Consider the following 24,069-nt stretch of genomic DNA (forward strand, 5'->3'; position numbering starts at 1 on the left):
GAAGCGGTTACGGAGGCCGGTCCACGCCACTACGCTACGTGTCATGACTTCTTCGGACAGGGCCCCGGGGCGGGGCACGGCGGTGGTGATCGGCGGCGGACTGGCCGGACTGGCGGCGGCATGGGCGCTGCGCGGCCACGCCGAACGGATCGTCGTGGTGGAACGGGACCACTACCCGGCGGAGGCGGCGTTCCGGGCCGGGGTGCCGCAGGGCCGGCACGCGCACCTGGTGCTGGAGGCCGGGCACCGGCTGCTGGAGGAGATGATGCCCGGCATCAAGCAGGAGCTGCTCGCCGCGGGCGCGACCCGGGTGACGGCCTCCGAGGTCAGGTGGCTCAGCTCCGCCGGCTGGATGGCCGAGTACCCGGCCCGGATGGCCTTCCTCTCCTGCACCCGGCCGGTGCTCGACCAGCTCGTCCTGGACCGGGTCCGCGCCGACGCCTCGATCGAGTTCCTGGAGGGCACCGACGCGGTCGGCCTGCTCGGGTCCGCCGGAGCGGTGACCGGCGTCAAGGTCCGCGCACGCGGCCCGGAGCGCGGCGAAGTGCGCGACGTCCCGGCCGAGTTGGTGGTGGACGCGGCCGGCCGCTCGACCTCGGTGCCGAAGTGGCTGGCGGAGCTCGGCTGCCGTCCGGTGCCCGAGGAGCGGGTGGACGCGGGCGTCGCCTACTCCTCCCGGCTGTTCCACCGCCCCGCCGGGGTCGACCTCGGCGGCCAGGCCGTCTACCTGCAGACCAAGGCCCCGGACGCGCCGCGGATGGGCGTCCTGCTGCCGGTCGAGGGCGACCGCTGGATCGTCAGCCTCGCCGGGATGCGCGGCGCCGAACCCGGGCCCGGCGAGGAGGGGTTCACCGAGCACCTGGCCGGACTGCGCGACCCGCTGCTCCGCGACGTCCTGCGCGAGGCCGAACCGGCGGGCGAGGTGCGCGGCTTCCTCCCCGGCCCCGGCATCCGGCGGCACTACGAACGCAGCTGCCCGGACGGCCTGGTGGCCGTCGGCGACGCCGCGAGCACCTTCAACCCGGTGTACGGCCAGGGGGTCACCGTCGCGCTGTTCTGCGCCCGGGAGCTGCGCCGCACCGTGCGGCGGCACGGCGGCATCGGCCACGCCACGGCCCGGGACGCCCGGCGCGCCATCGCGTCGGCCTCCAAGGACCCGTGGGTGATGTCCTCCTCCGAGGACGCCCGCTTCGAGTCGACCACCGGCGCGCCGACCGGCGCCCTGGTCAAGCTGCAGCACCGCTTCCTGGACAAGGTGCTGACCGGAGCCACCCGCGACCCGGTCGTCACCTCGGCCTTCCACGAGGTGATGTCGCTGGTGCAGCCGCCCTCCCTGCTGTTCCGCCCCGCCGTGCTCACCGCCGTCCTGCGGAACTGAGCCCGGGCCGCGCCCGGCGGCGGCCCGGCCCGGGCCTCGCGAACGCGAAGAACGGGAAAACACCCGTCCCGGACGGGTGTTGACCCCGTGCCCGCACGCGGACAGGTTGCACCGGCCGCGAGCGCGAAGCCGCTCGCCCCGGTCGTTTCCCATTCAAGGGAGCCGGGGGCGCCGGTTCCGCGGCTCCTCAGTGCCTCGCCCCGGTCCGCCCGGCGTGACCAGCCCGGTCTCGTACGCGAGGACGACGGCCTGCGCCCGGTCCCGGAGGTTCAACTTGGCGAAAATCCGGGTCACATGGGTCTTCACCGTCGACTCGCTGAGCGTCAGCTCGTCCGCCAGCTCGGCGTTGGACAGCCCGCGCCCCACCAGGGTGAGCACCTCCGCCTCGCGCGGTGTCAGCGGGGCCAGGTCGCGGTGCGGCGCCGGGCTGTCGGCGGAGGACGGCCGCGGGGCGCCGGCCGCGAAACGCTCTACCAGGCGGCGTGTGATCGACGGTGCGAGCAGCGCGTCGCCGGTGTCGACCAGCCGTACCGCGGCGGCGAGGTGGGCCGACGTGACGTCCTTGAGAAGGAAGCCGCTGGCGCCGGCAGCGAGCGCCGCGTACACGTAGTGGTCCAGGTCGAAGGTGGTCAGCATGATCACCCGGCAGCGCGGGACCTGGGTGAGGATGCGACGGGCCGCCTCCAGGCCGTCCATGCCCGGCATCCGGATGTCCAGCAGCGCGACGTCGGGCCGGTGCGTGACCGCCGCCGCGACCGCCTCGGCCCCGTCGACGGCCTCGGCGACCACATCGATCCCGCGCGCGGTGAGGATCATACGGAAGCCGGTGCGCACCAGCTCCTGGTCGTCGGCGATCACCACCCGGGGCCCGCGCCGGCCGTCCGGCGGCGCGCCCGTCACAGCCGGTCCAGCGGGATGCGGGCGCGGACCCGAAAGCCACCGCCGAGCCGGCGCCGGGCGTCGAGGTCACCGCCGTACACCGCGACCCGCTCGCGCAGCCCGACCAGCCCGCGCCCGGCCCCGTCGGCGCGCCGCGGGGCGCCCGCCGGATCGCCGGACAGCACGCTCGGCCCGCTGTTCAGCACCTCCACCCGCAGGTAGCGGTCCGCGTAGCGGATCGTCAGCTCCGCCTTCACCCCGTCCCCGTGCTTGAGCGCGTTGGTCAGCGCCTCCTGGATGATCCGATACGCCGTCACGTCGATGCCGCCGGGCAGCGGCTGTGGTTCGCCGGAGATCCGCACCTCCACCGGCAGGCCGGCGAAGGCGAACCGGTCGATGAGCGGGCTGAGCCGGCTCAGGGTCGGCTGCGGCGCGAAGCCGGCTTCCTCCGTCTCGTCACGGCCGTCTGCCGCCGGGGCCAGCAGGCCGAGCAAGTGCCGCAGTTCGGTCATCGCGTCCCGGCCGGCGGACTCGACGGCGCCCATCGCGGCAGCCGCCTCCTCCGGCATGGTGGCGAGCACCTCGCGGGCCGCCCCGGCCTGCACCACCATCAGGCTCACGTTGTGGCTGACGATGTCGTGCAGTTCGGCCGCGATCCTCGCCCGCTCGGCGTCCACGGCTGTGCGCGCCGCGCTCTCCCGCTCCCGTTCCAGGAGCCAGCCGCGCGCGCCGATGGCCTCCCGGTAGGCCCGCCGCGCCCGTCCGAGCGCGACCCTCAGCCAGCCGGCCGTTCCCGCCGCCGCCAGGGCGGCGATCCATCCTGTCTCCGATCCCCACACGCCGTCAGCTTCCCAGCTCGCGTCGTGATCCACATCATCCGGGGGTGCCGCTCGCGTACATCCCCGGTACTACGGTCCCGGACGGTTACACCAGGGGTGGGATGTCCCGCCCGGGCCACCTCTCCTACCGTCGGGTGCCATGAGCAATGATCACGACGAAAGCACCCGGCAGGACGGCGCGCAGGTCGTCGTCGAACTGTCCGGGGTCCACAAGGAGTTCGGGGACGCCAAGGCCCTGGACGGAATCGACCTGCGGATCCGGGCGGGCGAGGCTGTCGCAGTCATGGGCCCCTCGGGCTGCGGCAAGTCCACCCTGCTGAACATGGTCGCCGGCCTGGACCGGCCCACCTCCGGCACGGTCCGCGTACACGGCCAGGACCTCGGGCAGCTGAACGAGAGCGGGCTGGCCCTGTTCCGCCGCCGGCACATCGGCATGATCTTCCAGTTCTTCAACCTCATCGACGACCTGCCCGCCCTGGACAACGTGGCGCTGGCCGCCCAGCTGACCGGCACCTCCGCCCGCCAGGCACGCCGCCGGGCGCTGGAGCTGCTCGACGAACTCGGAGTCGCCCCCCGCAAGGACACCTACCCGGCCGCGCTGAGCGGTGGCGAGCGCCAGCGCGTGGCCGTTGCCCGGGCGCTGATGAACCGTCCGGCGCTGTTGCTCGCGGACGAGCCGACCGGGGCCCTGGACAGCCGCTCCGGCGAGCAGGTGATGGACCTGCTGATCGACCTCAACCAGATCGGGCAGACCCTGCTGATCGTCACCCATGACCGGCACCTGGCCACCCGCTGTGCCAGTCGGCTGGTCGAGGTCGCGGACGGCCGGGTGGCCCGCGAGCGGTCCGTGGAGTCCTTGGAGCACACGGCATGACCGGGGCGGTGTGGCTGGCCTCGCGCGCTGCCGTCAAGCGGCGCAAAGTCCAGACGATCGTGATCGGACTGGTCGTTCTCTGCTCGACCACCACCATCCTGCTCGCGCTCGCCGTGATGAGCGCCGCCCGGGCGCCGTTCGACGCGGCCTTCGACGCGCAGCGCGGTGCCCACGTGGTTGCGACCTTCGACGCCGCCAAGGCCCCGGCGGAGCAACTGGCCGCCGAGGCCCGCCGCCCGGGCGTCGAGGCGGCCGCCGGGCCGTTCGCCCAGATCACTCTGAACATCCCGGCCGACTGGTTGGGCCACGCGCCCGGCTCGATCACCCTGGTGGGGCGGGCCGCCCCGGCAGGCCCGGTGGACCGCGTGGAGCTGACAGCCGGCCGCTGGGCCACCAGGCCGGGCGAGGTCGTCGTCCACATGGGCTTCCGGGGCACCTTCGACAACCTGCTGGGCCAGACCATCGCGCCCACCGGCGCTCCGCCGCTCTCCGTGGTCGGCATCGCCGACAGCATGAGCAACTCGGCGGGCGGCTGGGTCACCCCCGAGCAGATGGCCGCCCTGCATCCCACCGCCGAGCAGATGCTCTACCGTTTCACCGACGCCTCCAGCGACGACGTGTTGAGGGCGGGCTTGGCAGAGGTCACCGAGGGCCTGCCCGGGGACGCGCTGACCAGCGCGCAGTCCTACCTCTCCCTCAAACAGGCGTTCTCCGCCTCGGCCGACGCCTACCTGCCGTTCATGTCGGTCTTCGGCGCGCTCGGCCTGGTGGTCGCGGTGCTGATCGTCGGAAACGTGGTCAGCGGTGCGGTGGTGTCGGGCTACCGCCACATCGGCGTGCTCAAGGCGCTCGGCTTCACCCCGCGCCAGGTGGTCGCGGTCTACATCGCCATGGTCTCGGTGCCCGCGATCGCCGGCGCCGTCCTCGGCACGCTCGCCGGCTGGGCGCTGGCCCGCCCGATCGTCGACACGGCCTTCACCGGGATCGAGACCGGCACCGCCGCGCTCGCGCCCCCGGCCTGGCTGCCGGTCGTCTGCCTGGTCGCCGTACCCCTGCTGGTCTCCCTCGCCGCGTTCCTGCCGGCCTCGCGCGCCCATCGGATCTCCGCGGCCGAGGCGATCACCGCCGGCAGCGCGCCGCGCGCCGGGCGCGGCCTGCGAGTCCAGCGCTGGCTCGGTGGCACGCGGCTGCCGCGCTCGGTCAGCCTCGGCCTCGGCCAGCCCTTCGCCCGCCCGGCCCGGACGGCACTCACCATGGCGTCCATCGTGCTGGGGGTGGTCACGGTGACCTTCGCCACCGGCCTGACCGACACGCTGCTCGCCTCCATGCAGCCACCGGGCGGGGACAACGGCCGCACCTTCGTCCACGTGCAGATCGGCGCCGCCGACGCCCACCAGAGCGTGCCGAAGCTGACCGACGCCCAGATCGAGGCCGTGCTGCGCGCCACGCCCGGATCCGACCAGGTGACCTCGCGCGCGTTCGAACGGGTCGGCCTGGTCGGCTACACCCAGCCGGTGTTCGCCGACTTCTACGGCGGCGACGCCCTCGAGCGGCCACTGCACGTGGTCAAGGGCCGCCCGGCGACCGGGCTGGACGAGGCGATCGCCGGACCGGCGTTCCTGAACCAGCACGGACTCAAGCTCGGCGACCGGATCACCCTGGACGTCAGTGGCCGGCTCCTGACCGTGACCATCGTCGGTGAGCCCATCGAGGGCAACGCCCGGGCGGTGGCGTCCAACGCGGCGACGCTGGCCGGGACCGGAGTGGAACTGCACGTGGTCGAGTACGTCGTGCGGCTCGCCCCCGGCGCGAACGCCGACGCCTACGTCAAGGCGATCAAGGACGCCGACCCCGGCCTCTACCCGAACGTGGTGACGAACGACGTGAACGGCCCGACCGCCTCGGTGATCACCTTCTCGACGATCTTCACCGTGCTGCTGTGCGCGGCCGCCGCCCTCGGCGTCTTCAACACCGTGCTGCTGAACATCCGCGAGCGCCGCCGGGACCTCGGCATGCTCAAGTCGATCGGCATGACCCCGCGCCAGGTCGTCGCGATGACGGTGACCTCGGTCACCGGGCCGGGTCTGGTCAGCGGGATCATCGGCGTCCCGCTCGGGATGGCCGCGCACCGGCTGATCGTCGAGAACATCACCCTCCTGGCGTTCACGGACTCGATGATCAACGTGTGGCACGCCCCGCTACTGATCGCCGTCGCGCTGGCGGGCGTCCTCATCGCCGTCCTCGGCGCTCTGCTCCCCTCGCGCACGGCGGCCCGGCTGCCGATCGCCGAGGTACTCCACAACGAGTGACTCCTCGGGGTGGGCGGCTGCCAGGGGCCGAGTGGCGGACGGGGGTCGCCACCCGGCCCCGCCGGCGTGTGCAACGGCTGCCGGCGGATCTGTTGCCGGGGGTGACGATCCACGGGCTGGACGTCGGACGGCGGCTGGACCGGCAGCGCCAGCACATCGTGTGGCAGGCGCTGACGGACGGGCGGCGCACGGCGGACGGGCCCACCGGCCTGCCGATGACCTACTGACCGTGCTCGATCCAGACGGTGATGAACGCGACCCAGGCGAACATCGCCGAGAACACAACCACAGAACCGTAACGGCGCATGGCGCCTCCCTCCCTCGACACAACGGCACAGCCGGTTGCGGCACTTGAAGACCAGAACAGGCGCCCGGAACCACGTCCGGCGCACGCCGACCGGCCCCGGGAACGGCCCCGCGGCTCAGCGGCGAGCCGTGCGGGAGGACCGGAGAGGCGTGCGAACGGAGGGACAGCGGGCGTCAGGAGTGGACGAGAACATCCCGGAGCGGGGCCGACTTCGGCCCGGACTACTGCACTCCACGGCTCTCACCTCCTCACCGCCTGGACGCGCTGCGGCGTCGACCCGGAAACGGCCACCAGGAGGATCCACCGCACCACCCCGGGACCGAACCGTCCCCCGGCGCGGGAGAGCACCCCTGATCTCGTCAGAGCTTTGGCACGCCACGGCGTAGCACCTTGAAGGCGCAGCCACTTGGGGTCACCCCTTAGGCCGGGGAGACCTGTCCTGAACCTGGGCGTCTCTCGACGTCGTGGGGTCAGTGGCCTGTGTCCGTGGCGACGCCTCACCGAACGAGGTGCCTTCACAACCGCGCCAAGTCTAAACCCGTCGCGGCGGTGCGGTGACCACCGGGTCAGAGCCAGTCGTTGCGGCGGAACGCCCGGAAGATGAACACGCACACCGTGACGATGAACAGCAGCACCGCCGGGTAGCCCAGCGTCCAGCGCAGCTCCGGCATGGTGTCGAAGTTCATCCCGTAGATGCCGGCGACCAGGGTCGGCACGGCCGCCAGCGCCGCCCACGCACTGATCCGGCGCATGTCGGTGTTCTGCTGCAACGACAGGCGCCCGATGCTCGCCGCCAGGATGCTGTCCACCAGCTCGCCCAACGCGATGATCCGCTCCTTCGCCTGGGCGTGGTGGTCGGCGACGTCCCGCAGGTACGCCGCGATGCCGCCCGGCACCTGCGGCACCGACCCCTCCGACAGCCGCTGCAGCGGCGTACCCAGCGGCAGCACGGCCCGCTTGAACTCCAGGAGCTCACGCTTGAGTTGGTAGATCCGGCCGGAGTCGTCGGTGCGCTCCTGCGAGAACACCGCGGACTCCAGCTCCTCGACGTCCCGCTCGAAGGCCTCCGCGACCTCCAGGTACTGGTCCACCACGTGGTCGGCCACCGCGTGCAGGACGGCCGCGGGCCCGAGCGCCAGCAACTCCGGTGCGGCCTCCAGGTCCTTGCGCACCCCGACCAGCGACTTCGCGCTGCCGTGCCGGACCACGATCGCGAAGCCCGGGCCCGCGAACACCATGATCTCGCCGGTGTCCACGATCTCGCTGGTCGCCGTCACCCTGTCGTGCTCGACGTAGGTGATCGTCTTCAGCACCAGGAACAGCGTGTCCCCGTACCGCTCCAGCTTCGGCCGCTGGTGCGCGCCCACCGCGTCCTCCACGGCCAGCGGGTGCAGCTCGAAGGCCGCCGCGATCTGCGCGAACTGCTCCGCGGACGGCTCGTACAGACCGATCCAGACGAACCGGCCCGGCGCCTCCCCTATCCGCCGCAGCACCTGTGACAACTCGACGTCGCCCGGCAACCGTCGCCCGTCCTCGTACAGCGCACAGTCCACCACCGCCCGCGCGACCATCACCCATCACCTTCCGACCCCGGAGCCACCGACGGCCAGCCAACCTACCCGCTCCGGCACCGGGCACGTCACCGCGGGAGGCGGCCGCCGATACCGCTACGGCTTCCGCGCCTCGATCAGGAACCGCGCCGAGTGGGCGACGAACGGTCCCTCGGCGCGGATCCGCGCGTCCAGTTCACGCAGCCGGTCGAGATGGGCGGCCACCGTGAAGCCCGGGACCATCCAGATCACCTTCCGCAGGAAGTACACCACCGCGCCGATGTCGTGGAACTCCATGCGCAGCCGCTCGGAGCGCAGGTCCACCACCTCCAGTCCGGCGTCCCGGGCCTCCGCGCTCTCCACCTCGGGGCGGCGGCCCTCGCGGGCCTCCGGCTGCGGCCCGAGGAAGTACTCGACCAGCTCGAAGACGGACGCCGGTCCCACGTGCTGGGCGAAGTACCTGCCGCCGGGGCGCAGCACCCGGGCGATCTCCGACCACCAGGCCCGCACCGGGTGCCGGCTGCTGACCAGGTCGAAGGCCTCGTCGCCGAACGGCAGCGGCGGCTCGTCCTGGTCCGCGACGACCACCGCGCCGAGCGGGTGCAGCAGCCGCGTCGCACGGGCGACGTTCGGCGGCCAGGACTCTGTGGCCGCCACGACGGGCGGGAGCCAGCCGCGCGGCTCGGCGAGCCGCAGGGCTCCGGCCAGCACCTCGCCACCGCCGGTCTGGACGTCCAGCACCGCCGTGGCCGTGCCCAGCCGCTCGGACAGCAGCCGCTGGTAGCCCCAGGAGGGGCGCTCCTCGCTGGCCCGGCCCTCCAGCCAGGAGAAGTCCCAGCCGTCCACGGACACGGTCTCGGCCTCGGCGATCAGCTCTTCGAAGGTGCGCATGGCCGCATCATCCCGGCGGCGGCGCCGTACGGCCACCGGATTCCGTGCCCGCGTCGTACCGCAGGACCAGCCCGAGCCGCACCTCCAGGCTCCCGGCGGCGATCAGCCCGGTCACCGGCTCCGCTCCGCCGCCGTCCGCCTCGAAGGCCACCAGCACGCCCGGCGGCTCGCCGCACTGCCGCTCGACGCGCTGCCGTTCCCCGGGCGTGGCCGCGCGGAAGACCGGGTCCTGGAAGGACGCCGGGCACTGGACGTGGAGCGGGTCGGCGAAGACCAGCTCCAGGCCGTGGCGGTAGCAGAGGTCATGGCCGGCGGCCAGGCGCAGCTCACCGGGGCACCAGGAGAAGACGTCCCAGTCCCACCAGGAACCCTCGGGCAGCTCGACCGGCGCCGCATCCGGGCGGGGCGGCCGGTCCCGCGCGTGCTCCACCCGACGCCCCTCCTCGAACCGGTCGGGCCGGGCGGCGGCCCGGACCGTCGGAAACCGCTCGGCGCACCGACGCGCCCGGCGAGAATAGCGCCATGAGCAGCTCCCCCGTCGCTCGCTTCTACGACGACTTCGCGGCCGGCTACCACCTCCTCTACCCCGACTGGGAATCCTCCGTCGCCCGCCAGGGCGCCGCGCTGGACGCCCTGGTCCGCGACCGTCTCGCTGACCGCCTCGGCAGCCGTGCCGCCGAGGTGCTGGACTGCTCCTGCGGCATCGGTACCCAGGCGATCGGACTCGCCGCGCTCGGGCACCGGGTCACCGGCACCGACCTCAGCCCGGTGGCCGTCGGCCGGGCCGCCACCGAGGCCGCCCGGCGCGGCCTCCCGCTCCGCACGGCGGCCGCCGACTTTCGCCGACTCCCCTTCCACGACGCCCGGTTCGACGTCGTCGTCTGCGCCGACAACGCGCTGCCCCACCTGCTCACGGCCGAGGACGTGCTGGCCGCGCTCGGCGAGATGCGGCGTGTGCTGCGACCGGGCGGTCTGCTGCTGCTCACCACCCGCCCGTACGACGAACTGCGCCGCACCCGGCCGACCTCCACTCCGCCCCAGACCACCGAGCGGGACGGGCAGCGGTCCGTCGTCTTCCAGCTCTGGCAGTGGCACGAGGACGGCGAACGGTACGACCTGGAGCTGTTCCAGCTGCTGTCCGACGAGGCCGGACAGTGGCGGGTCGACGTCCATCGGTCCACCTACTGGGCCCTCACCCGTGCGCAGGTGACCGCCTTCGCCGAGGAGGCGGGTTTCACCGCGCCCGACTGGAGGTCGCCCGCCGACACCGGGTTCTTCCAACCGGTCCTGACCGCCCGGACGGCGTGAGTCCCGCCGCGCCCCGAACCGGGCAAGCCCCGCGCCGTCCTCCTCCGCCATCGCGCGGGCGGCCGCCTCCGCCCGCACCCGCAGGGAACGGTCCCCGGTGGCCTGCCGGACGGCCGCCGCCAGCCCGCGCGCGGTCAGGTCGGCGAACCGGGTGGGCGCGGTGGCAGCGCCGATCCGGGCGAGCCGGCCGGCCCAGAAGGGATCCTCATCGCATCGCCCCCCGGTCGCCCGCGCCGTGCCGTTCGGCGTTGCGGCCGATGACCGTGCGGAGGTAGCCGGCCAGACCGGGGCGCTGCTCGGTTCCCGGTACGACGAGGGCGAACGCGCGGGCGTCCGCCTCGTAGTCGTCGGCGATCCGGCCGTGCATCTCGGGCGGGCAGGGCGTGAACCACCGGGTGATGTGCTGCCGGTGCTCCTCGGCGAGGTCGAGCACCGCTGCGTCGTCGGCGGGCAGCCCGCCGTCGAAGGCGGCCAGCAGCCGCCCGCGCCACTCGGCGGCCTCCGCCATCAACTGCCGCCAGTCCTCCTTGGAGTGGGTGGCCGCGCGGGCCAGGGCCTCCCCGATGGCTCTCCCCCTCGCCCCACTTGAGGTGGGCGTCGGCGGCATGACTCAGGTCGAAGACGACGTCGCCGAAGACCTCGAAGCGCTCCTCCGGTCCGAGTTCGACCCCCGTGCGCTGGACCTCGATGGCCCGCTCGGCGACGTCGACGAGCTTCTGCAGCCGGGTGACCTGCTCGGTGAGGGCCTGTCGCCGGGCCAGCAGGTGGTCCAGGGCGTTGGCCTGCGGGTCGGCCAGGATCCCGGCGATCTCGTCGAGCGGGAAGCCGAGTTCCCGGTAGAAGAGGATCTGCTGCAGCCTGGCGACGTCCGCCCCGTTGTAGAGCCGGTAGCCGGCCGTGCTGCGTTCGCTGGGCGACAGCAGCCCCGACCGGTCGTAGTGGTGCAGCGTCCGAATGGTGACCCCGGCGAATCCGGAGACCTGTCCGACCGACCAGCTCATCAGTCCCTCCCGCGTGTCCGTGCTTCCGTGCGTCCGTGCCTTCGGTGCGCCCCACCGTGCGGCCTGACGTGGGGTAAGGGTCAACCCGCGCGGCTCGGTGACCTGCTCCGGACGTCGGGAGCCGGGCCCCCGGCCCGGTCAGGTCTCGCGCTGCGGGCGGTAGGCGCTCTCGGATATGCCGAAGGTCCAGGCGACCCCGGCCCGGGCGGTGCGGGTGCTCGGCGGCACGCGCAGCCAGTAGGTGCGGTACGTGCCGTCCGGCTCGGGAGTGGAGTTCACCACCTCGACCATCACCACCGGCTCGTCGTCGGGCAGCACGATCCGCCAGAGCACGCCCGTCTCGTCGCGGTGGACGGGCTCGGCGCCGGAGTCGGCCAGGTAGCGCTCGTAGCCGTAGTGCTCCAGCAGGACGCGGCGCAGCTCGGCGTTCTCCTCGGTGCGGATCCGCTCCGCCGTCACCCCGGCCAGGCCCGCCAGGAACTCCGGCGGGACGGGCATGCCGCGCCAGGCGTGCAGGGCGAAGCCGTCGGCGTACTCCAGGGCGGGGCCGTCCGCGCGGTCGAGCCGGCCCGCCTCGTCGCGGTGCAGCGCGGTCGGGCGCTCGCTGAGCAGGGCCACCTCCCGGTACGGCCACCACCAGCCCACCTGCCCGGCCAGCTCGGCGAGCGGGCCGACGGCGTCGATACTCGCCCCGGCGGCCTCGAAGGCGGCGAACCACGGGGCGTCGTGCTGGCCGCGGACGGCGTCCAGCAGCGCGAGCCGGACGGTGGTGCGGCGGGCCCGGGCGTCCGCGGCCACGGCGGTGTCGGCCTCGCCGTCGGCCTCGGGCGCCAGCCGGTCGAGCAGGGCGTTGCGCACACGGTCGGCGAGCGGGGTGGTGACCGGGCCGAGCTCACCGCCGGTCAGGGCCCAGTGCCGCGCCCACCCGGCCGGGCCTACCAGGTCGACGGCCCGGCGCCGGGCCTCCTCCCAGGGCCGGGTGCGCACGGCCTCGCGCACGCTCTCCGCCCCGGCGGCCCGCAGCTCCAGCGCCGCTTCGGCCGCGGCGAGCGGCGAGCCGAACCAGCGGACCGCCGCGGGCTCGGCCAGCCCGGCCGCGCGGTACGCGGCCCGGACGGCGCGCTCGGCCGCCGCCCGGTCCCCCGCCCCGGTGGCCGCGGCGGCCGCGCGCCAGCGGGCCGTCACCTCGGCCGGCCCGGCCGTCGTCCCCGCGTCCGTCGTCCCCGTGTCCCTCGTGCGCGCGTCCGTCAGGTCGTCGTGGGTCACCGTCTCCATCGCCTGCTCCGTTCCCGGCCGGGCGCCCCACCCGGCCGCATCCGCTCTCGTTCCGTCTGCCGCGGCCCTGCCCGCGCCCTGCCCGCGCCGCGGCGGGCGCCGGCAGGGGAGGTCAGTCCGCGACGACCCGCACCGCACCGGGGACGTACTCGCGTTGACGGACCACCCGGTACCAGCCCTTGGGCAGCGGTATCGCCGCGTGCTCCTCGTGCACCACCCGGCCACCCTCGGGCAGGTGCAGCCAGCCCGCGCCGAACGGCCCCGCCTCCCGGCGCAGCCCGCCCGGCCCGACCACGGCGTGCGCGTGCCCGGTGACCTCGCCGAGGGCCAGCACCATCCGGCCCCGCGCGTCCCGGGGCTGCACGGCCAGCTCCGCCACCCGCGGCGGCACCGCGTCCTCCTCGACCGGCACGATCAGCACATCGCCCTGGCGGTACATCAGTCCTCCCTCGCCGTACGTCCGGACCCCGGCGGACACCGGAACCCACGGCTCCGCGGCGCCTCCCGCGGTCACTCTCCGGAGCCATGACCGGAACATAGGGCAAGGGTCTGACAATCCGTCCCGTCGCCGACCCGGCCGCCGGACTGTCAGTCCCTGCTGGTAGACAGATGTCCGGCTCAGACCCCGGAGGAGCAGCGCATGACCGTCCACGAGCACATCGAGCAGTTCCACGGTCTTCCCGTCTTCGACGTCGTCGACGCCCCGGCGGAGGCCGCGGCGCAGGGCCGGGCCGGCGCCGTCCGGCTGCCGGAGGCGGACGCCGTCGCCTGGCGGATCAACCTCGACTACGAGGCGGAGGAGACGTTCACCGAGTCGTGGCAGCGGTTCCTGGACGCGGTCGACACCGAACGGGTCACCGCCGTCGTGATCGGCCAGTGGTGGTCGGATGACCCGGAGAGCTTCCGGGAGCCCATGGAGGCGGTCGTCGCCGCCGCCGGGCGCCTGCCCGCCCTGCGCGCGCTTTTCGTCGGTGACATCACGGGCGAGCAGTTCGAGATCTCCTGGATCCAGCAGTGCGACATCACGCCGCTGCTGACGGCGTTCCCGCGGCTGGCCGAGCTGGTGGTGCGCGGCGCCTCGGGGGACTGGGACGGTAAGGAGGGCCTGGTGCTGGAGCCGCTGCGGCACGAGGCGCTGAAGGCGCTGCGCTTCGAGGCGGGCGGACTGCCGGGCTCGGTGGTGCGCTCGGTGGCCGGCTGCGACTTCCCCGCGCTGGAGCGGCTGGAGCTCTGGCTGGGGGTCGAGAACTACGGCGGCGACGCCACGATGGACGACCTCGCCCCCTTCCTGGACGGCACCCGCCTGCCCGCGCTGCGCCACCTCGGCCTGCAGAACAGCGAGCTCCAGGACGACATCGCGGCCGACGTGGCACACGCGCCGGTGGTCGCCCGGCTGGAATCGCTCAGCCTCTCCATGGGCGTGCTGACGGACCAGGGCGCCACCGCGCTGCTGGAGGGCCAGCCGCTCACCCACCTGCGCGCGCTCGACCTGCACCACAACTTCCTCAGCGACGCGATGCACCAGCGTCTCCGGGAGGCCCTGCCCGGGGTGGAGCTCGACCTCTCCGAGCGCAACGCGCCCGACGCCCGGTGGCGCTACGTCGCCGTGGCCGAGTAGCCGTCAGCGCCCGCGCGGCACAACGGACCGCCCCTGCCGGCCCTGTCCGACCGACCGAACGACCCGACCGACCCGACCCGACCGACCCGACCCGACCGACCCGACCGACCCGACCCGACCGCCAGGACCCCACATGACCATCAGCCACCACATCGAACGCTTCCACGAGCTGCCGATCCACGAGTTCGACGCCGAGGACACCCGGCCCCGGCCCGCCGCCGGCTCCGTCGCCTGGCGGCTCTCCCTCGAGTACGGCTCCAAGGAGGACTTCGGCCGGCTGTGGCAGTCCTTCCTCCGGAGCGTCGACCCGGCCGGGGTCCGCGCCGTGGTGATCGGCGCCTGGTGGCAGGAGGGCTACTCCTCGGTGGACGCCGCGGTCGAGGCCATCACGGCCGAGGCGGACCGTCTGCCCGCCCTGGAGGCACTCTTCCTCGGCGAGGTGACCTTCGACGAGTGCGAGATCTCCTGGCTGGAGATGGGCGACGTCACCCCGCTGCTGACGGCCTTCCCGGGGCTGCGCTCACTGACCGTCCGCGGCGGCATGGACCTCGTGCTGGAGCCGGTCCGGCACGACCGGCTGACCAGCCTGAGCTTCGAGTCCGGCGGCCTGCCGTCCGCCGTCGTGCGCGCGGTGGCCGGCTCCGAACTGCCCGCGCTGGAGAGCCTGGAGCTCTGGCTCGGCGTGGACGAGTACGGCGGCGACACCACGATGGACGACCTCGCCCCCTTCCTGGACGGCACCCGCCTGCCCGCGCTGCGCCACCTCGGCCTGCAGAACAGCGAGCTCCAGGACGACATCGCGGCCGCCGTGGCACACGCGCCGGTGGTCGCCCGGCTGGAATCGCTCAGCCTCTCCATGGGCGTGCTCTCCGACGAGGGCGTCGCCGCCCTGCTGGAGGGCCAGCCGCTCACCCACCTGCGCGCGCTCGACCTGCACCACCACTACGTCGGCGAGGAGCTGCAGCAGCGCCTGCGCCAGGCCCTGCCCGGCGTCGAGATCGACCTCAGCGAGGCCGAGGGCGCCGACCAGGACGACGATGACGACCGCTACGTCTCGGTCGCCGAGTAGGCGGGTGGCACCACGATGACGCCGCAGTTGACCGTCCTCGGCAACCCGGGCCACCGGCGGGTGACGCTGTTCGCCGCCGCCGCCCGGGCCGCCGGGCTGCCCGAACCGGCCGTCCTGCCCTGGCTGGACGTGCTGCGCGGCCGGTACCGGCTGCCCGAGGGCGGTCTGCTGCGCGTCGAATCTCCCGGCGAGGAGCCCGAGGTCGACCGGCTGCTGCGCGGCCCGGCGCTCGGCCCCGGCTACGCGCCGACCAGGGTCGAGGGCACCGCCGCCTGGTACGCGGGCGTGATGGCCGCGCTGCGCGGCCTGGCCGCCCGGCCGGGCGTCCGCCTGCTCGGCGATCCGGAGGAGATCGCCGTGATGTTCGACAAGCGCCGGGCGCACGCTCTGCTCGCCGCGGCCGGTGTCCCGGTGCCGAGGGCGCTCGGCGGCGAGGTGACCGGCTGGGAGCAGTTGCGCGAGCGCCTCACCGAGGCCGGTCTGCGCCGGGTCTTCGTCAAGCCCGCGCACGGTTCCTCCGCCTCCGGGGTGATGGCCCTGGAATTCGGTCCCCGTGGGCAACTGCTGGCCACCACCTCGGTCGAGTCGGCCGACGGTGAGCTGCACAACTCGCTGCGGGTACGCCGCTACCGCGCGGAGCGGGAGGTCGCCGCCATCGTCGACCGCCTGGCGCCGGACGGGCTGCACGTCGAGCAGTGGATCCCGAAGGCCTCGCAGTCCGGCCGCTCGGCGGACCTGCGGGTCGTGGTGGTCGCGGGGCGGGCCACCCACGCCGTGGTGCGCACCAGCACCCAGCCGATGACCAACCTGCACCTCGGCGGGGCCCGGGGCAGCCTCGACGGGGCCCGGGAGGCCGCCGGACCCGCCTGGCCGGCCCTGCTGGAGACGGCCGAGCGCGCCGCGGCCTGCTTCCCCGGCTCGCCGATGGTGGGCGTCGACGTCCTGCCCACCGCCGGCTGGCGGCGCGCCCTGGTCGGCGAGGTGAACGCCTTCGGCGACCTGCTCCCCCGGCTCACCGGCCTGCCGGGCGGCCCCGCCGAGGGCCTGGACACCTACGGCGCCCAGCTCGCCGCCCTCACCTCACCCTCCCGATCGCCGCTCCGGGCGACGGACCACCAGATCACGGAACCCGCTCGATGAACCACCAGACCGCCACCGCCACCGCACCCGTCGCCACCGGACCCACCACCTCACTCGCCGCCGCACCCGCACCCGCACCCGCACCCGCACCCGACATGAACGCGGTCGTGGGCACCCACGACCTGCTGCTCGTCACCCTCGACACGCTGCGCTACGACGTCGCCGAGGAGCTGGCCGCCGCGGGCCGGATCCCGCACCTCGCCGGCTGCCTCCCCGGCGGCCGCTGGGAGCGCCGGCACGCGCCCGGCAGCTTCACCTACGCCTCCCACCAGGCGATCCTGGCCGGCTTCCTGCCCACCCCGGCCTCCCCCGGCGGCCCGCACCCGCGACTCTTCGCGGCCCGCTTCGCCGGCTCCGAGAGCACCGCCCCGCGCACCTGGGTCTTCGACGCCCCCGACCTGCCGACCGCCCTGGCCGCAGCCGGTTACCGCACGGTGTGCATCGGCGGTGTCGGCTTCTTCAACAAGCAGGGCCCGCTCGGTTCGGTGCTGCCCGGCCTGTTCCAGGAGAGCCACTGGGCGCCCGAGCTGGGTGTGGCCTCCCCGACGTCCTTCGAGGAGCAGGTCGCCCGCGCCGAGCGGGTCGCCGCCGAACAGCCCGCCGACCAGCCGCTGTTCCTCTTCCTCAACGTCTCCGCGCTGCACCAGCCCAACTGGTTCCACCTGCCCGGGGCCACCCGCGAGCACGGCGACTCCCGGGCCAGCCACGCCGCCGCCCTGGAGTACGTGGACGCCCACATCGGCCGGCTGTTCGCGGCGATGAGCGCCCGCCGCCCCTGCTTCGCGATCGTCTGCTCCGACCACGGCACCGCCTACGGCGAGGACGGCTACACCGGCCACCGGATCGGCCACGAGGTCGTGTGGACGGTCCCGTACGCCCACTTCACCCTCCCCGCCCGTACGGCGGGCGCCACCGCCACCCCCGAGGAGCGCGCATGACCACCGCACCCCCGCGCCCCGACTCCCCCTACCAGTCGTACGTCTACGCCTACCCGCACAAGACGGCCTACCTCCCGCTGCCCGAGCGCCCGCCGCTGCGCGAGCTGTGGGCCGGGGAGGCGCAGCACGCGCTCTCGCTCTACCTGCACATCCCGTTCTGCGAGGTCCGCTGCGGCTTCTGCAACCTGTTCACCCGGATCGGCAGCCCGGAGGGCCTGACCACGGCCTACCTCGACGCGCTGGAGCGCCAGGCCCGCGCCGTCCGCGAGGCACTGGACGAGGGCGCCCGGTTCGCGCTGGCCGCGTTCGGCGGCGGCACCCCGACCTATCTGACGGCCGGTGAGCTGGAGCGCCTGTGCGACATCGCCGAGCGGCGGATGGGCGCCGACCTGCGGGCGATACCGCTCTCGGTGGAAGCCTCGCCCGCCACCGCGACCGCCGACCGGCTGGAGGTGCTGGCCGCGCGGGGCACCACCCGGCTGAGCCTGGGTGTCCAGTCCTTCGACGACGCCGAGGCCCGCTCCGCCGTCCGTCCGCAGAAGCGGGCCGAGGTGGAGGCCGCCCTCGGCCGGATCCGCGCCGCCGGGTTCCCGGTGCTCAACATCGACCTCATCTACGGCATCGACGGCCAGACGGAGGCGAGTTGGCTCCGCTCGCTGGACGCCGCCCTCGCCTGGCAGCCCGAGGAGCTGTACCTCTACCCGCTCTACGTCCGCCCGCTGACCGGCCTGGCCCGGCGCGGCGAGCAGGAGGGACCCGCCGCCTGGGACGCCCGCCGGCTCGCCCTCTACCGCGCCGGCCGCGACCACCTGCTCGCCCACGGCTACCAGCAGGTGTCGATGCGGATGTTCCGCCGCGCCGCCTCCCCGCAGGCCGGGGCGAGCGAGTACGCCTGCCAGACCGACGGCATGGTCGGCCTTGGCTGCGGCGCCCGCTCCTACACCTCGCGGCTGCACTACTCCTTCGACTACGCGGTGAACGCCACCGAGGTGCGCGGCATCATCGACGACTACGTCGCCACCGAGGACTTCCACCACGCCGAGGTGGGCCACTGGATGGGCGGGGAGGAGCCGCGACGGCGCCATCTGGTGCAGTCGCTGCTGCAGGCCGAGGGCATGCCGCTGGCCGACTACCGCGCCCGGTTCGGCAGTTCGCCCGCCGAGGACTTCCCGGCCGAGCTCGCCGACTTCGCCGAACGCGGCTGGCTGGCGGCGGACGACCCGGAGCGGCTGCGGCTCTCCCCGGAGGGGCTGGCGCACTCGGACGCGGCCGGCCCGATGCTGTTCTCGCCCGAGGTCCGGGCCCTGATGGCGGCGTACGAGGCGAAATGACCTTCCTCGGCATGCCGACGGCCGCACCCGACACCGCACCGGGCGTCACACCCGTTCCCGCATCCGGCACCGCACCGGGCGTCGCACCCGTCCCCGCACCCGTCGCCGAGGACGGTGCGCGGGACCTCACCCTGCTCTACCGCGGCCCGCTCGCCTCCTGCGACTACGACTGCCCCTACTGCCCGTTCGCCAAGCGCCGGGACACGCCCGAGCAACTGCGCGCCGACCGGGCCGCGTTGGACCGCTTCACCGGCTGGGCGGCCGACCGCGCGGACACCGGTGACACGCTGTCGCTGCTGTTCACCCCCTGGGGCGAGGGCCTGGTCCGGTCCTGGTACCGCCGCGCGCTGGTCGAGCTGAGCCGCCTCCCGCACGTGCGCCGGGTCGCGATCCAGACCAACCTCAGCTGCCGCACCGGCTGGCTGGCCGAGGCCGACCTCGACACCATCGCCCTCTGGGTCACCTACCACCCCGGCCAGGTCACCCGCGACCGTTTCCTCGCCAAGTGCCGCGAACTGGACGCGCTCGGCGTGCGGTACAGCGTCGGCGTGGTCGGTCAGCCCGAGCACCTCGACGAGGCCCGCCGCCTGCGCGCCGAACTCTCCGAGCACGTCTACCTGTGGGTCAACGCCGCCGAGGGCCTCAGCTACACCGACGCCGAGGCCGCCCGCTGGTCCGCGCTCGACCCGCACTTCGGGTACAGCCGGCACGCCCACCCCAGCGCCGGGCTGCCCTGCCGCACCGGCGAATCCGTCCTGTCGGTGGACGGCGACGGCACGGTGCGCCGCTGCCACTTCGTCCGGGACGTCCTCGGCAACCTCTACGACGGCAGCTACCGAGGCCGGCTCCGCCCGCGCCCCTGCCCCTTGCCGGTCTGCGACTGCCACATCGGGTACGTCCACCTGGAGACCCTTCCGCTGTACGAACTGTTCGGCGCCGGCGTCCTGGAGCGCATACCGCACGACCGCACGGCCGACCCGACCCACCACCCGACACACGGCCGGACGGCCGACCCGACGCCCGGCCGGACGGCTGTCCCGACGCACGACCGGTGACAGCCCGCGTCACACCCCGCCACCCACCCGGCACACCGCGAAGTCGGCCGGTCCCACCCGTGGGCACACCCGCCGCGAGGTACCTAGCCTGGAAGCAGGAGGAGGCGAATCACCATGCTGGGAGACGCACCTGTGCTGGCCATGATCCCCGTCGCCGATCTTGCGCGGGCCAAGGCCTTCTACACCGACACCCTGGGCGTGAAGCTCGTCGAGGAGAGCCCTGAGGACCTCACCTTCGAGAGCGGAGGCACCCGTTTCGGGATGTACGAGACACCGAGCGCCGGCCAGGCCGCACACACCCTGGCCAGCTTCAAAGTCGCCGACCTCGACGGCGAGATGTCGGCGCTGCGCGCCCGCGGCATCACGTTCGAGGAGTACGACTTCCCGGGCCTGAAGACCGTCAACGGCATCGCCGAGGGCAGCGACGGTCTGCGTGCGGCCTGGTTCAAGGACTCCGAAGGGAACATCCTCTGCGTGGCCGAGCGGCCCACCACGTAACGCCCGCCCGGCGCCCGGGGCGGGGCAGCTCGCGGCCGCCCGGCCCCGTTCGGCCGGCCCCGGCCCGAGGGGTGTCGACCGCCACTACCGGGGCAGACGCTGCGCGTGAATCCGATCGAACGGGCCCTGCGGGCCGTGGACCGCTTCCAGCAGCGTCACCGGGCCACCGGCGTGGTGGTCGGTGTGGTGCGCAAGTACGGGGACGACCGCGGCGGCCTGCTGTCCGCCCTGATCACCTACTACGGTTTCGTCGCGCTGATCCCGCTCCTGCTCCTGCTGAGCACCGTCCTCGGCTTCGTCCTGCACGGCCACCCCGGCGCGCAGCGCTCGGTGGTGGACTCCGCGCTCGCCGACTTCCCGATCATCGGCGACCAACTGCGGCAGAACGTCCACTCCCTGCAGGGCAGCGGCCTGGCCCTGGTCATCGGCGCACTGGGGATGTTGTACGGCGCGCTCGGCATCGCTCAGGTGCTCCAGCACGCGATGGCCGAGGTGTGGAACGTCCCCGGGGTGAAGCGGCCCGGCTACTGGCCGCGGCTGGCGCGCAGCCTGCTGCTGTTCGCCGTCCTGGGCACCGGACTGGTGCTGGGCACGGCCGCCGCCTCGCTGGTCGGCAGCACGCTCGGCGGGGTGCCCGCCCGGGTCGGGGGGCTGATCGTCTCGGCCTTGCTGAACACCGCCCTGTGCCTGGCCTGCTTCCAGGTGCTCACCCCGCGTGAGATCCCCACCCGGGCGCTGTGGCCCGGCTGTGCGATCGCCGGGCCGTTGTTCACCGCTCTCCAGGCCGTCGGCTCGGTCCTGGTCGCCCACGAGCTGCGGCACGCGAGCCAGGTCTACGGCTTCTTCGCGACCGTGATCGGCCTGCTCTTCTGGCTCTACCTGGCCGCGCAGATCACCGTGTACGCGGCCGAGACCAACGTCGTGCTCGCCCGCCGGCTGTGGCCGCGCAGCCTGCTGCAGCCACCGCTCACGGACGCCGACGAGGCCGTCCTCTCCTCCGTCGCCCGGCAGGAGGAGCGCCGCCCCGAACAACGCGTCGACGTGTCGTTCGCGGACGAGGAACAACCCACCGACGAGGCCCGACGCGACGAGACCACCGGCAAGAACACCGAAAGCGACACCGAAACCGACGCCCACACCGACACCCACGCCGACACCCACGAACACTGACGAAGGCCCGCCGCGGACGGGTCCTCGCAGGTCAGCCGCGGCCGCGGTCGAGGCGGGGCACGCGCAGGGCGAGGAGGGCGACGTCGTCGTCGTTGTCCGGGGGGCGGACGCGTTCGAGGAGTCGGTCGCAGAGGCCTTCGAGGCCGTGGTGCGCGAGAGCCGCGGCGTGGCGGCGGAGCCGGGCGAGCCCGGGGTCGATGCCGTCGGCGCGGGATTCCGACGACATCCCCGATGACCAGGGCGGTGGCGCCGTCGGACAGGGTGAAGGCGTCGTACCAGTCGCCCCCGACCTGGGAGGCGTCCGGTGCGGACAGGTAGTCGGCGTGCAGTTCGACCCCGGGCACGGTGGGCAGGCGGGGCAGCAGGTGGTGCTGCATGGTCTCGGCGACCCGGCGCTGGCGCTGGTACAGCCGCGAGTTGGAGATCGCCAGTCCGGCGCGGCGCGTGATGTCCTCCAGCAGCGAGAGGTCCCGGGTCGCGAAACGCACCCGGTGGTCGCCCCGCCCCAGGGTGAGGGCGCCGAGGACCTCACGGGCGCCGCGGATGGGAGCGATCGCCGCCGAGTGCATGCCGGTGGCGGCGAACAGTTCGCGCTGCACGACGGCGATGCCGGAGTCGGGCTCGCCCTGGTAGACCTCGGGGCCGGCCAGGGAGGCGGCGCTGCCGCGCAGGGCACGCGACAGCGGCATCGGGGACTGCTCCGTGACGGCGGGCATCGGCCCCTCCAGCTCGGTGTGCCGGATCCCCGGTGCGTCGTCGCCGGGACGGCCAGGGGGCGCCGGGGGCCCGCCCCGCTGGTGGCACGGGCCCCGGCGGCACGCTCCGGGGAAAGGAAGGCGAGCCACCGAGGCCCGCAGCGCGCTCCGGTCGAGCAGGTCGGTCCGCGAGGGTCTCCGGGCGGCTCGGGGTCGGGGTGCTCGACCGGGGAGGACGCGCGAAGGACGCCGTCACCAGGTCGAGCGCTCGGCCCGACGGAAGTCGCCCGGGGTTCGGCCGGTCTCGCGGGTGAAGAACTTGCCGAAGTTGGTGGCCTCGGTGAAGCCGAGCGCGCGGCCGATCGCAGCCACCGGCAGGTCGGTGTGGGCGAGCAGCCGCTGCGCCTGCAGGGCGACCCGGGCGTCGGCGAGTTGCTTGGCGCTGCGACCGGTGGCGGCCAGACAGGCACGGGTGAGGGTTCGCGGGGAGTAGCCGAGCAGCGCGGCGTAGTCCTCGACGGAACGGGTCACCGCGAAGGAGCGCTCCAGCTCCCGCCGGAAGGCGAGGTGGAGCGCGGAGCCGGGCGTGGCCCGGCCGGGGTGGCCGGCCGGGTCCGGGAGGCGCGCCAGGCGGATCAGCAGTGCACCGAGGAGCTGGCGCAGCAGTGCCGTGGTGAGCTCCTCGTCGACGGGCGGCGGGGCCGGCCCGGTGCCCCGTCCGTCGCACAGTGCCCGGTACTCCGTCTCCAGGTCCGTCAGCGCGCGGTCGAAGGTGTCGAACTCCTCGGGTGGCAGTCGCCGTACGACGGGGCCGAAGGCGTCGAGCACGTCACGGGTGACGGGCAGGGGCGGAGGGAAGTGCCCGGTGAACAGGAGCAGGACGGCGTCGAGCTCGGCGGGGTGGCCGTTCGCGCCGGTCGGCACCCGCTGCACCTGGCCCGGCCGCAGGTGCAGCAGCGTGCCGCGCGCGCACGGGTGCGCGACGAAATCGACCATCGCGGTGCCCTCGCCGCCGCGCACCAGCATGAGCTGGTGGAAGTCCAGGCGGCTCGGCCGGCGGGCGACCGAGCTCTTCAGGCGCCGCTTCAGCGCACTGAAGGTCAGCACCTCGATCCCGGCGTGGGGCCGGTCGGGGTTGTCGTAGGAGATGTCGACGACATCCCGCTGTCCATTTTCGACCATGTCGGGTCCGGACCCTACCTCGTCCGGAGGACGGCCGCCGGGCCATCGTGGAGTCACGGCCGCACGGTGCGGCCCGCACCGGGCACCGCACCGGAAGGCCCGTCACCCACCGTCTCGTGAAATGAGGACCCCTCACATGTCTCCTGTGGTCACCGATCCCGCCCAGCTGCCGGTCCGGTTCCAGGACGCCCTGAACGCCGGGGACGTCGACGGCGTACTGGCCCTGTTCGCCCCCGGCGCGGGCATGCGTACGGTCACCGGCGAGCACATCACCGGCACGGCGGCGCTGCGCGCGGAGATCGGCGGAACCGTCGCCGCCCGCGGCAGGCTGACGAACGTCTCGCGGCACGCACTGGTCGGCGCGGACACCGCCCTGCTGGTCACCGCCTGGACCCTGGAGGTCGACGGTCCCGACGGCAAACGGCTCGCCCCGACCGGCACCACCGCCAACATCGCCCGCCGGGACGCCGACGGCGGCTGGCGCTTCACCCTGCTCAACCCGCTCGGCACCGCCTGAGCCCCTGCGAGCCCGCAGTGAACCCGCTGCGGGCCCGAGCGTCGAGCCCGCAGCGAACCCGCAGGCGGCGGACGGTGGGCGGTGGGCGGTGGGCGGTGGGCGGTGGGCGGTGGGCGGCCGCGGTCACCCCGGGCGCCTGCCGTACCATGACGCGGCCGCGCATGCCTGAGCGCACGAGCCCACGAGCGCATGAGCGGACGAGTGCATCAGCGGATGAGCGGATGAGCGGGTGACCAGATGAAGGG

Annotated in this window: 22 protein-coding genes, 2 pseudogenes and 1 riboswitch; of the genes and pseudogenes, 14 read left to right on the forward strand and 10 right to left on the reverse strand. The window is 74.1% G+C overall.

All coding sequences use genetic code 11. The annotated features are described in order from the left end of the window. Window positions 1-43 precede the first annotated feature (43 nt). Window positions 44-1,378, forward strand: coding sequence for an NAD(P)/FAD-dependent oxidoreductase (locus tag ACIRD3_RS05980; RefSeq protein WP_402212243.1), 1,335 nt, complete (start codon window positions 44-46; stop codon window positions 1,376-1,378). Between the two features lie 153 nt (window positions 1,379-1,531). On the opposite strand, the gene ACIRD3_RS05985 is transcribed toward ACIRD3_RS05980, so the two are convergent. After that, a complete protein-coding gene (locus tag ACIRD3_RS05985; protein ID WP_402212246.1) occupies window positions 1,532-2,278 on the reverse strand; it encodes a response regulator in 747 nt (248 codons plus the stop codon). Then, window positions 2,275-3,096, reverse strand: coding sequence for a sensor histidine kinase (locus tag ACIRD3_RS05990; RefSeq protein WP_402212249.1), 822 nt, complete (start codon window positions 3,094-3,096; stop codon window positions 2,275-2,277). The genes ACIRD3_RS05985 and ACIRD3_RS05990 overlap by 4 nt, the downstream gene beginning before the upstream one ends. Window positions 3,097-3,235: 139 nt before the next feature. Between ACIRD3_RS05990 and ACIRD3_RS05995 the strand changes: the two genes are divergently transcribed. The 3 genes from ACIRD3_RS05995 (at window position 3,236) to ACIRD3_RS06005 (ending at window position 6,506) form a co-directional block, all read left to right on the forward strand. After that, window positions 3,236-3,970 carry an ABC transporter ATP-binding protein gene (locus tag ACIRD3_RS05995; protein ID WP_402212251.1) on the forward strand — a complete coding sequence of 245 codons (735 nt, stop codon included), beginning with the start codon at window positions 3,236-3,238 and terminating at the stop codon, window positions 3,968-3,970. Beyond that, complete coding sequence (locus ACIRD3_RS06000) at window positions 3,967-6,279, forward strand: FtsX-like permease family protein (RefSeq protein ID WP_402212254.1); 2,313 nt, start codon at window positions 3,967-3,969, stop codon at window positions 6,277-6,279. The genes ACIRD3_RS05995 and ACIRD3_RS06000 overlap by 4 nt, the downstream gene beginning before the upstream one ends. A 101-nt stretch (window positions 6,280-6,380) precedes the next feature. Further along, window positions 6,381-6,506: a hypothetical protein gene (locus tag ACIRD3_RS06005; protein WP_402212257.1), complete on the forward strand. Its 126-nt coding sequence runs from the start codon at window positions 6,381-6,383 to the stop codon at window positions 6,504-6,506. Window positions 6,507-6,927: 421 nt separating this feature from the next. After that, a riboswitch (M-box (ykoK) riboswitch) is annotated at window positions 6,928-7,102 on the reverse strand. A 50-nt stretch (window positions 7,103-7,152) separates the two neighbouring features. On the opposite strand, the gene ACIRD3_RS06010 is transcribed toward ACIRD3_RS06005, so the two are convergent. The 3 genes from ACIRD3_RS06010 to ACIRD3_RS06020 all read right to left on the reverse strand — a co-directional run bounded on the left by ACIRD3_RS06010 (window position 7,153) and on the right by ACIRD3_RS06020 (window position 9,457). Beyond that, complete coding sequence (locus ACIRD3_RS06010) at window positions 7,153-8,157, reverse strand: magnesium and cobalt transport protein CorA (protein ID WP_402212260.1); 1,005 nt, start codon at window positions 8,155-8,157, stop codon at window positions 7,153-7,155. A 96-nt stretch (window positions 8,158-8,253) separates the two neighbouring features. Continuing rightward, on the reverse strand, window positions 8,254-9,027 hold the full coding sequence (locus ACIRD3_RS06015; RefSeq protein WP_402212263.1) for a class I SAM-dependent methyltransferase: 774 nt from the start codon (window positions 9,025-9,027) through the stop codon (window positions 8,254-8,256). Window positions 9,028-9,034: 7 nt separating this feature from the next. Beyond that, window positions 9,035-9,457, reverse strand: a complete 423-nt coding sequence (locus ACIRD3_RS06020; RefSeq protein WP_402212266.1) for a hypothetical protein — start codon at window positions 9,455-9,457, stop codon at window positions 9,035-9,037. 92 nt (window positions 9,458-9,549) lie between these two features. Here ACIRD3_RS06020 and ACIRD3_RS06025 point away from each other — a divergent pair, with 92 nt between their 5' ends. Continuing rightward, complete coding sequence (locus tag ACIRD3_RS06025; RefSeq protein WP_402212269.1) at window positions 9,550-10,335, forward strand: class I SAM-dependent methyltransferase; 786 nt, start codon at window positions 9,550-9,552, stop codon at window positions 10,333-10,335. Between the two features lie 205 nt (window positions 10,336-10,540). Here ACIRD3_RS06025 and ACIRD3_RS06030 read toward each other — a convergent pair. The 3 genes and pseudogenes from ACIRD3_RS06030 to ACIRD3_RS06040 all read right to left on the reverse strand — a co-directional run bounded on the left by ACIRD3_RS06030 (window position 10,541) and on the right by ACIRD3_RS06040 (window position 13,050). Further along, window positions 10,541-11,336: pseudogene (locus tag ACIRD3_RS06030) on the reverse strand (MerR family transcriptional regulator). A gap of 138 nt (window positions 11,337-11,474) precedes the next feature. Then, on the reverse strand, window positions 11,475-12,611 hold the full coding sequence (locus tag ACIRD3_RS06035) for a DUF6745 domain-containing protein (protein ID WP_402212272.1): 1,137 nt from the start codon (window positions 12,609-12,611) through the stop codon (window positions 11,475-11,477). A gap of 112 nt (window positions 12,612-12,723) precedes the next feature. Further along, entirely contained in the window at window positions 12,724-13,050 is a 327-nt protein-coding gene (locus tag ACIRD3_RS06040; protein WP_402212274.1) for a hypothetical protein, read from the reverse strand. 201 nt (window positions 13,051-13,251) lie between these two features. Here ACIRD3_RS06040 and ACIRD3_RS06045 point away from each other — a divergent pair, with 201 nt between their 5' ends. From ACIRD3_RS06045 to ACIRD3_RS06080, 8 genes are all read left to right on the forward strand, one after another. Further along, on the forward strand, window positions 13,252-14,229 hold the full coding sequence (locus tag ACIRD3_RS06045; protein ID WP_402212277.1) for an STM4015 family protein: 978 nt from the start codon (window positions 13,252-13,254) through the stop codon (window positions 14,227-14,229). 133 nt (window positions 14,230-14,362) lie between these two features. Then, window positions 14,363-15,298 (forward strand): STM4015 family protein, encoded by a 936-nt coding sequence (locus ACIRD3_RS06050; protein ID WP_402212280.1) that lies wholly within the window; start codon window positions 14,363-14,365, stop codon window positions 15,296-15,298. A 15-nt stretch (window positions 15,299-15,313) separates the two neighbouring features. After that, window positions 15,314-16,438, forward strand: coding sequence for an STM4014 family protein (locus ACIRD3_RS06055; RefSeq protein WP_402212283.1), 1,125 nt, complete (start codon window positions 15,314-15,316; stop codon window positions 16,436-16,438). Between the two features lie 95 nt (window positions 16,439-16,533). Next, window positions 16,534-17,376: an STM4013/SEN3800 family hydrolase gene (locus ACIRD3_RS06060; RefSeq protein ID WP_402212863.1), complete on the forward strand. Its 843-nt coding sequence runs from the start codon at window positions 16,534-16,536 to the stop codon at window positions 17,374-17,376. After that, on the forward strand, window positions 17,373-18,707 hold the full coding sequence (locus ACIRD3_RS06065) for an STM4012 family radical SAM protein (RefSeq protein ID WP_402212286.1): 1,335 nt from the start codon (window positions 17,373-17,375) through the stop codon (window positions 18,705-18,707). The genes ACIRD3_RS06060 and ACIRD3_RS06065 overlap by 4 nt, the downstream gene beginning before the upstream one ends. Before the next feature lie 11 nt (window positions 18,708-18,718). Then, a complete protein-coding gene (locus tag ACIRD3_RS06070) occupies window positions 18,719-19,762 on the forward strand; it encodes an STM4011 family radical SAM protein (RefSeq protein ID WP_402212288.1) in 1,044 nt (347 codons plus the stop codon). Window positions 19,763-19,876: 114 nt separating this feature from the next. Continuing rightward, a complete protein-coding gene (locus ACIRD3_RS06075) occupies window positions 19,877-20,260 on the forward strand; it encodes a VOC family protein (protein ID WP_402212291.1) in 384 nt (127 codons plus the stop codon). A 105-nt stretch (window positions 20,261-20,365) separates the two neighbouring features. Continuing rightward, complete coding sequence (locus ACIRD3_RS06080; protein WP_402212293.1) at window positions 20,366-21,430, forward strand: YihY/virulence factor BrkB family protein; 1,065 nt, start codon at window positions 20,366-20,368, stop codon at window positions 21,428-21,430. A gap of 31 nt (window positions 21,431-21,461) precedes the next feature. On the opposite strand, the pseudogene ACIRD3_RS06085 reads toward ACIRD3_RS06080, so the two are convergent. Both ACIRD3_RS06085 and ACIRD3_RS06090 read right to left on the reverse strand, forming a co-directional pair. Then, window positions 21,462-22,173: pseudogene (locus ACIRD3_RS06085) on the reverse strand (GAF domain-containing protein); the annotation flags it as partial. Window positions 22,174-22,377: 204 nt separating this feature from the next. Further along, window positions 22,378-23,307 (reverse strand): helix-turn-helix domain-containing protein, encoded by a 930-nt coding sequence (locus ACIRD3_RS06090; RefSeq protein ID WP_402212295.1) that lies wholly within the window; start codon window positions 23,305-23,307, stop codon window positions 22,378-22,380. A 136-nt stretch (window positions 23,308-23,443) separates the two neighbouring features. On the opposite strand from ACIRD3_RS06090, the gene ACIRD3_RS06095 reads away from it, so the two are divergent. Next, a complete protein-coding gene (locus ACIRD3_RS06095; protein WP_402212297.1) occupies window positions 23,444-23,824 on the forward strand; it encodes a YybH family protein in 381 nt (126 codons plus the stop codon). The last annotated feature ends 245 nt before the right edge of the window (window positions 23,825-24,069 follow it).

The sequence above is a fragment of the Kitasatospora sp. NPDC093550 genome (genome assembly GCF_044764985.1).
Taxonomy (GTDB): Bacteria; Actinomycetota; Actinomycetes; order Streptomycetales; family Streptomycetaceae; genus Kitasatospora.

Bases quoted from the DNA above. Each gene is read 5' to 3' on its own strand.
- ACIRD3_RS06035 (WP_402212272.1), bottom strand. From the start codon at position 12,611: ATGGAGACGGTGACCCACGACGACCTGACGGACGCGCGCACGAGGGAC.
- ACIRD3_RS06065 (WP_402212286.1), top strand. From the start codon at position 17,373: ATGACCACCGCACCCCCGCGCCCCGACTCCCCCTACCAGTCGTACGTC.
- ACIRD3_RS06045 (WP_402212277.1), top strand. From the start codon at position 13,252: ATGACCGTCCACGAGCACATCGAGCAGTTCCACGGTCTTCCCGTCTTC.
- ACIRD3_RS06095 (WP_402212297.1), top strand. From the start codon at position 23,444: ATGTCTCCTGTGGTCACCGATCCCGCCCAGCTGCCGGTCCGGTTCCAG.
- ACIRD3_RS06055 (WP_402212283.1), top strand. From the start codon at position 15,314: ATGACGCCGCAGTTGACCGTCCTCGGCAACCCGGGCCACCGGCGGGTG.
- ACIRD3_RS05995 (WP_402212251.1), top strand. From the start codon at position 3,236: ATGAGCAATGATCACGACGAAAGCACCCGGCAGGACGGCGCGCAGGTC.
- ACIRD3_RS05980 (WP_402212243.1), top strand. From the start codon at position 44: ATGACTTCTTCGGACAGGGCCCCGGGGCGGGGCACGGCGGTGGTGATC.
- ACIRD3_RS06010 (WP_402212260.1), bottom strand. From the start codon at position 8,157: ATGGTCGCGCGGGCGGTGGTGGACTGTGCGCTGTACGAGGACGGGCGA.
- ACIRD3_RS06040 (WP_402212274.1), bottom strand. From the start codon at position 13,050: ATGTACCGCCAGGGCGATGTGCTGATCGTGCCGGTCGAGGAGGACGCG.
- ACIRD3_RS06060 (WP_402212863.1), top strand. From the start codon at position 16,534: ATGAACGCGGTCGTGGGCACCCACGACCTGCTGCTCGTCACCCTCGAC.
- ACIRD3_RS06015 (WP_402212263.1), bottom strand. From the start codon at position 9,027: ATGCGCACCTTCGAAGAGCTGATCGCCGAGGCCGAGACCGTGTCCGTG.
- ACIRD3_RS06000 (WP_402212254.1), top strand. From the start codon at position 3,967: ATGACCGGGGCGGTGTGGCTGGCCTCGCGCGCTGCCGTCAAGCGGCGC.
- ACIRD3_RS06090 (WP_402212295.1), bottom strand. From the start codon at position 23,307: ATGGTCGAAAATGGACAGCGGGATGTCGTCGACATCTCCTACGACAAC.
- ACIRD3_RS06075 (WP_402212291.1), top strand. From the start codon at position 19,877: ATGCTGGGAGACGCACCTGTGCTGGCCATGATCCCCGTCGCCGATCTT.
- ACIRD3_RS06070 (WP_402212288.1), top strand. From the start codon at position 18,719: ATGCCGACGGCCGCACCCGACACCGCACCGGGCGTCACACCCGTTCCC.
- ACIRD3_RS06050 (WP_402212280.1), top strand. From the start codon at position 14,363: ATGACCATCAGCCACCACATCGAACGCTTCCACGAGCTGCCGATCCAC.
- ACIRD3_RS06025 (WP_402212269.1), top strand. From the start codon at position 9,550: ATGAGCAGCTCCCCCGTCGCTCGCTTCTACGACGACTTCGCGGCCGGC.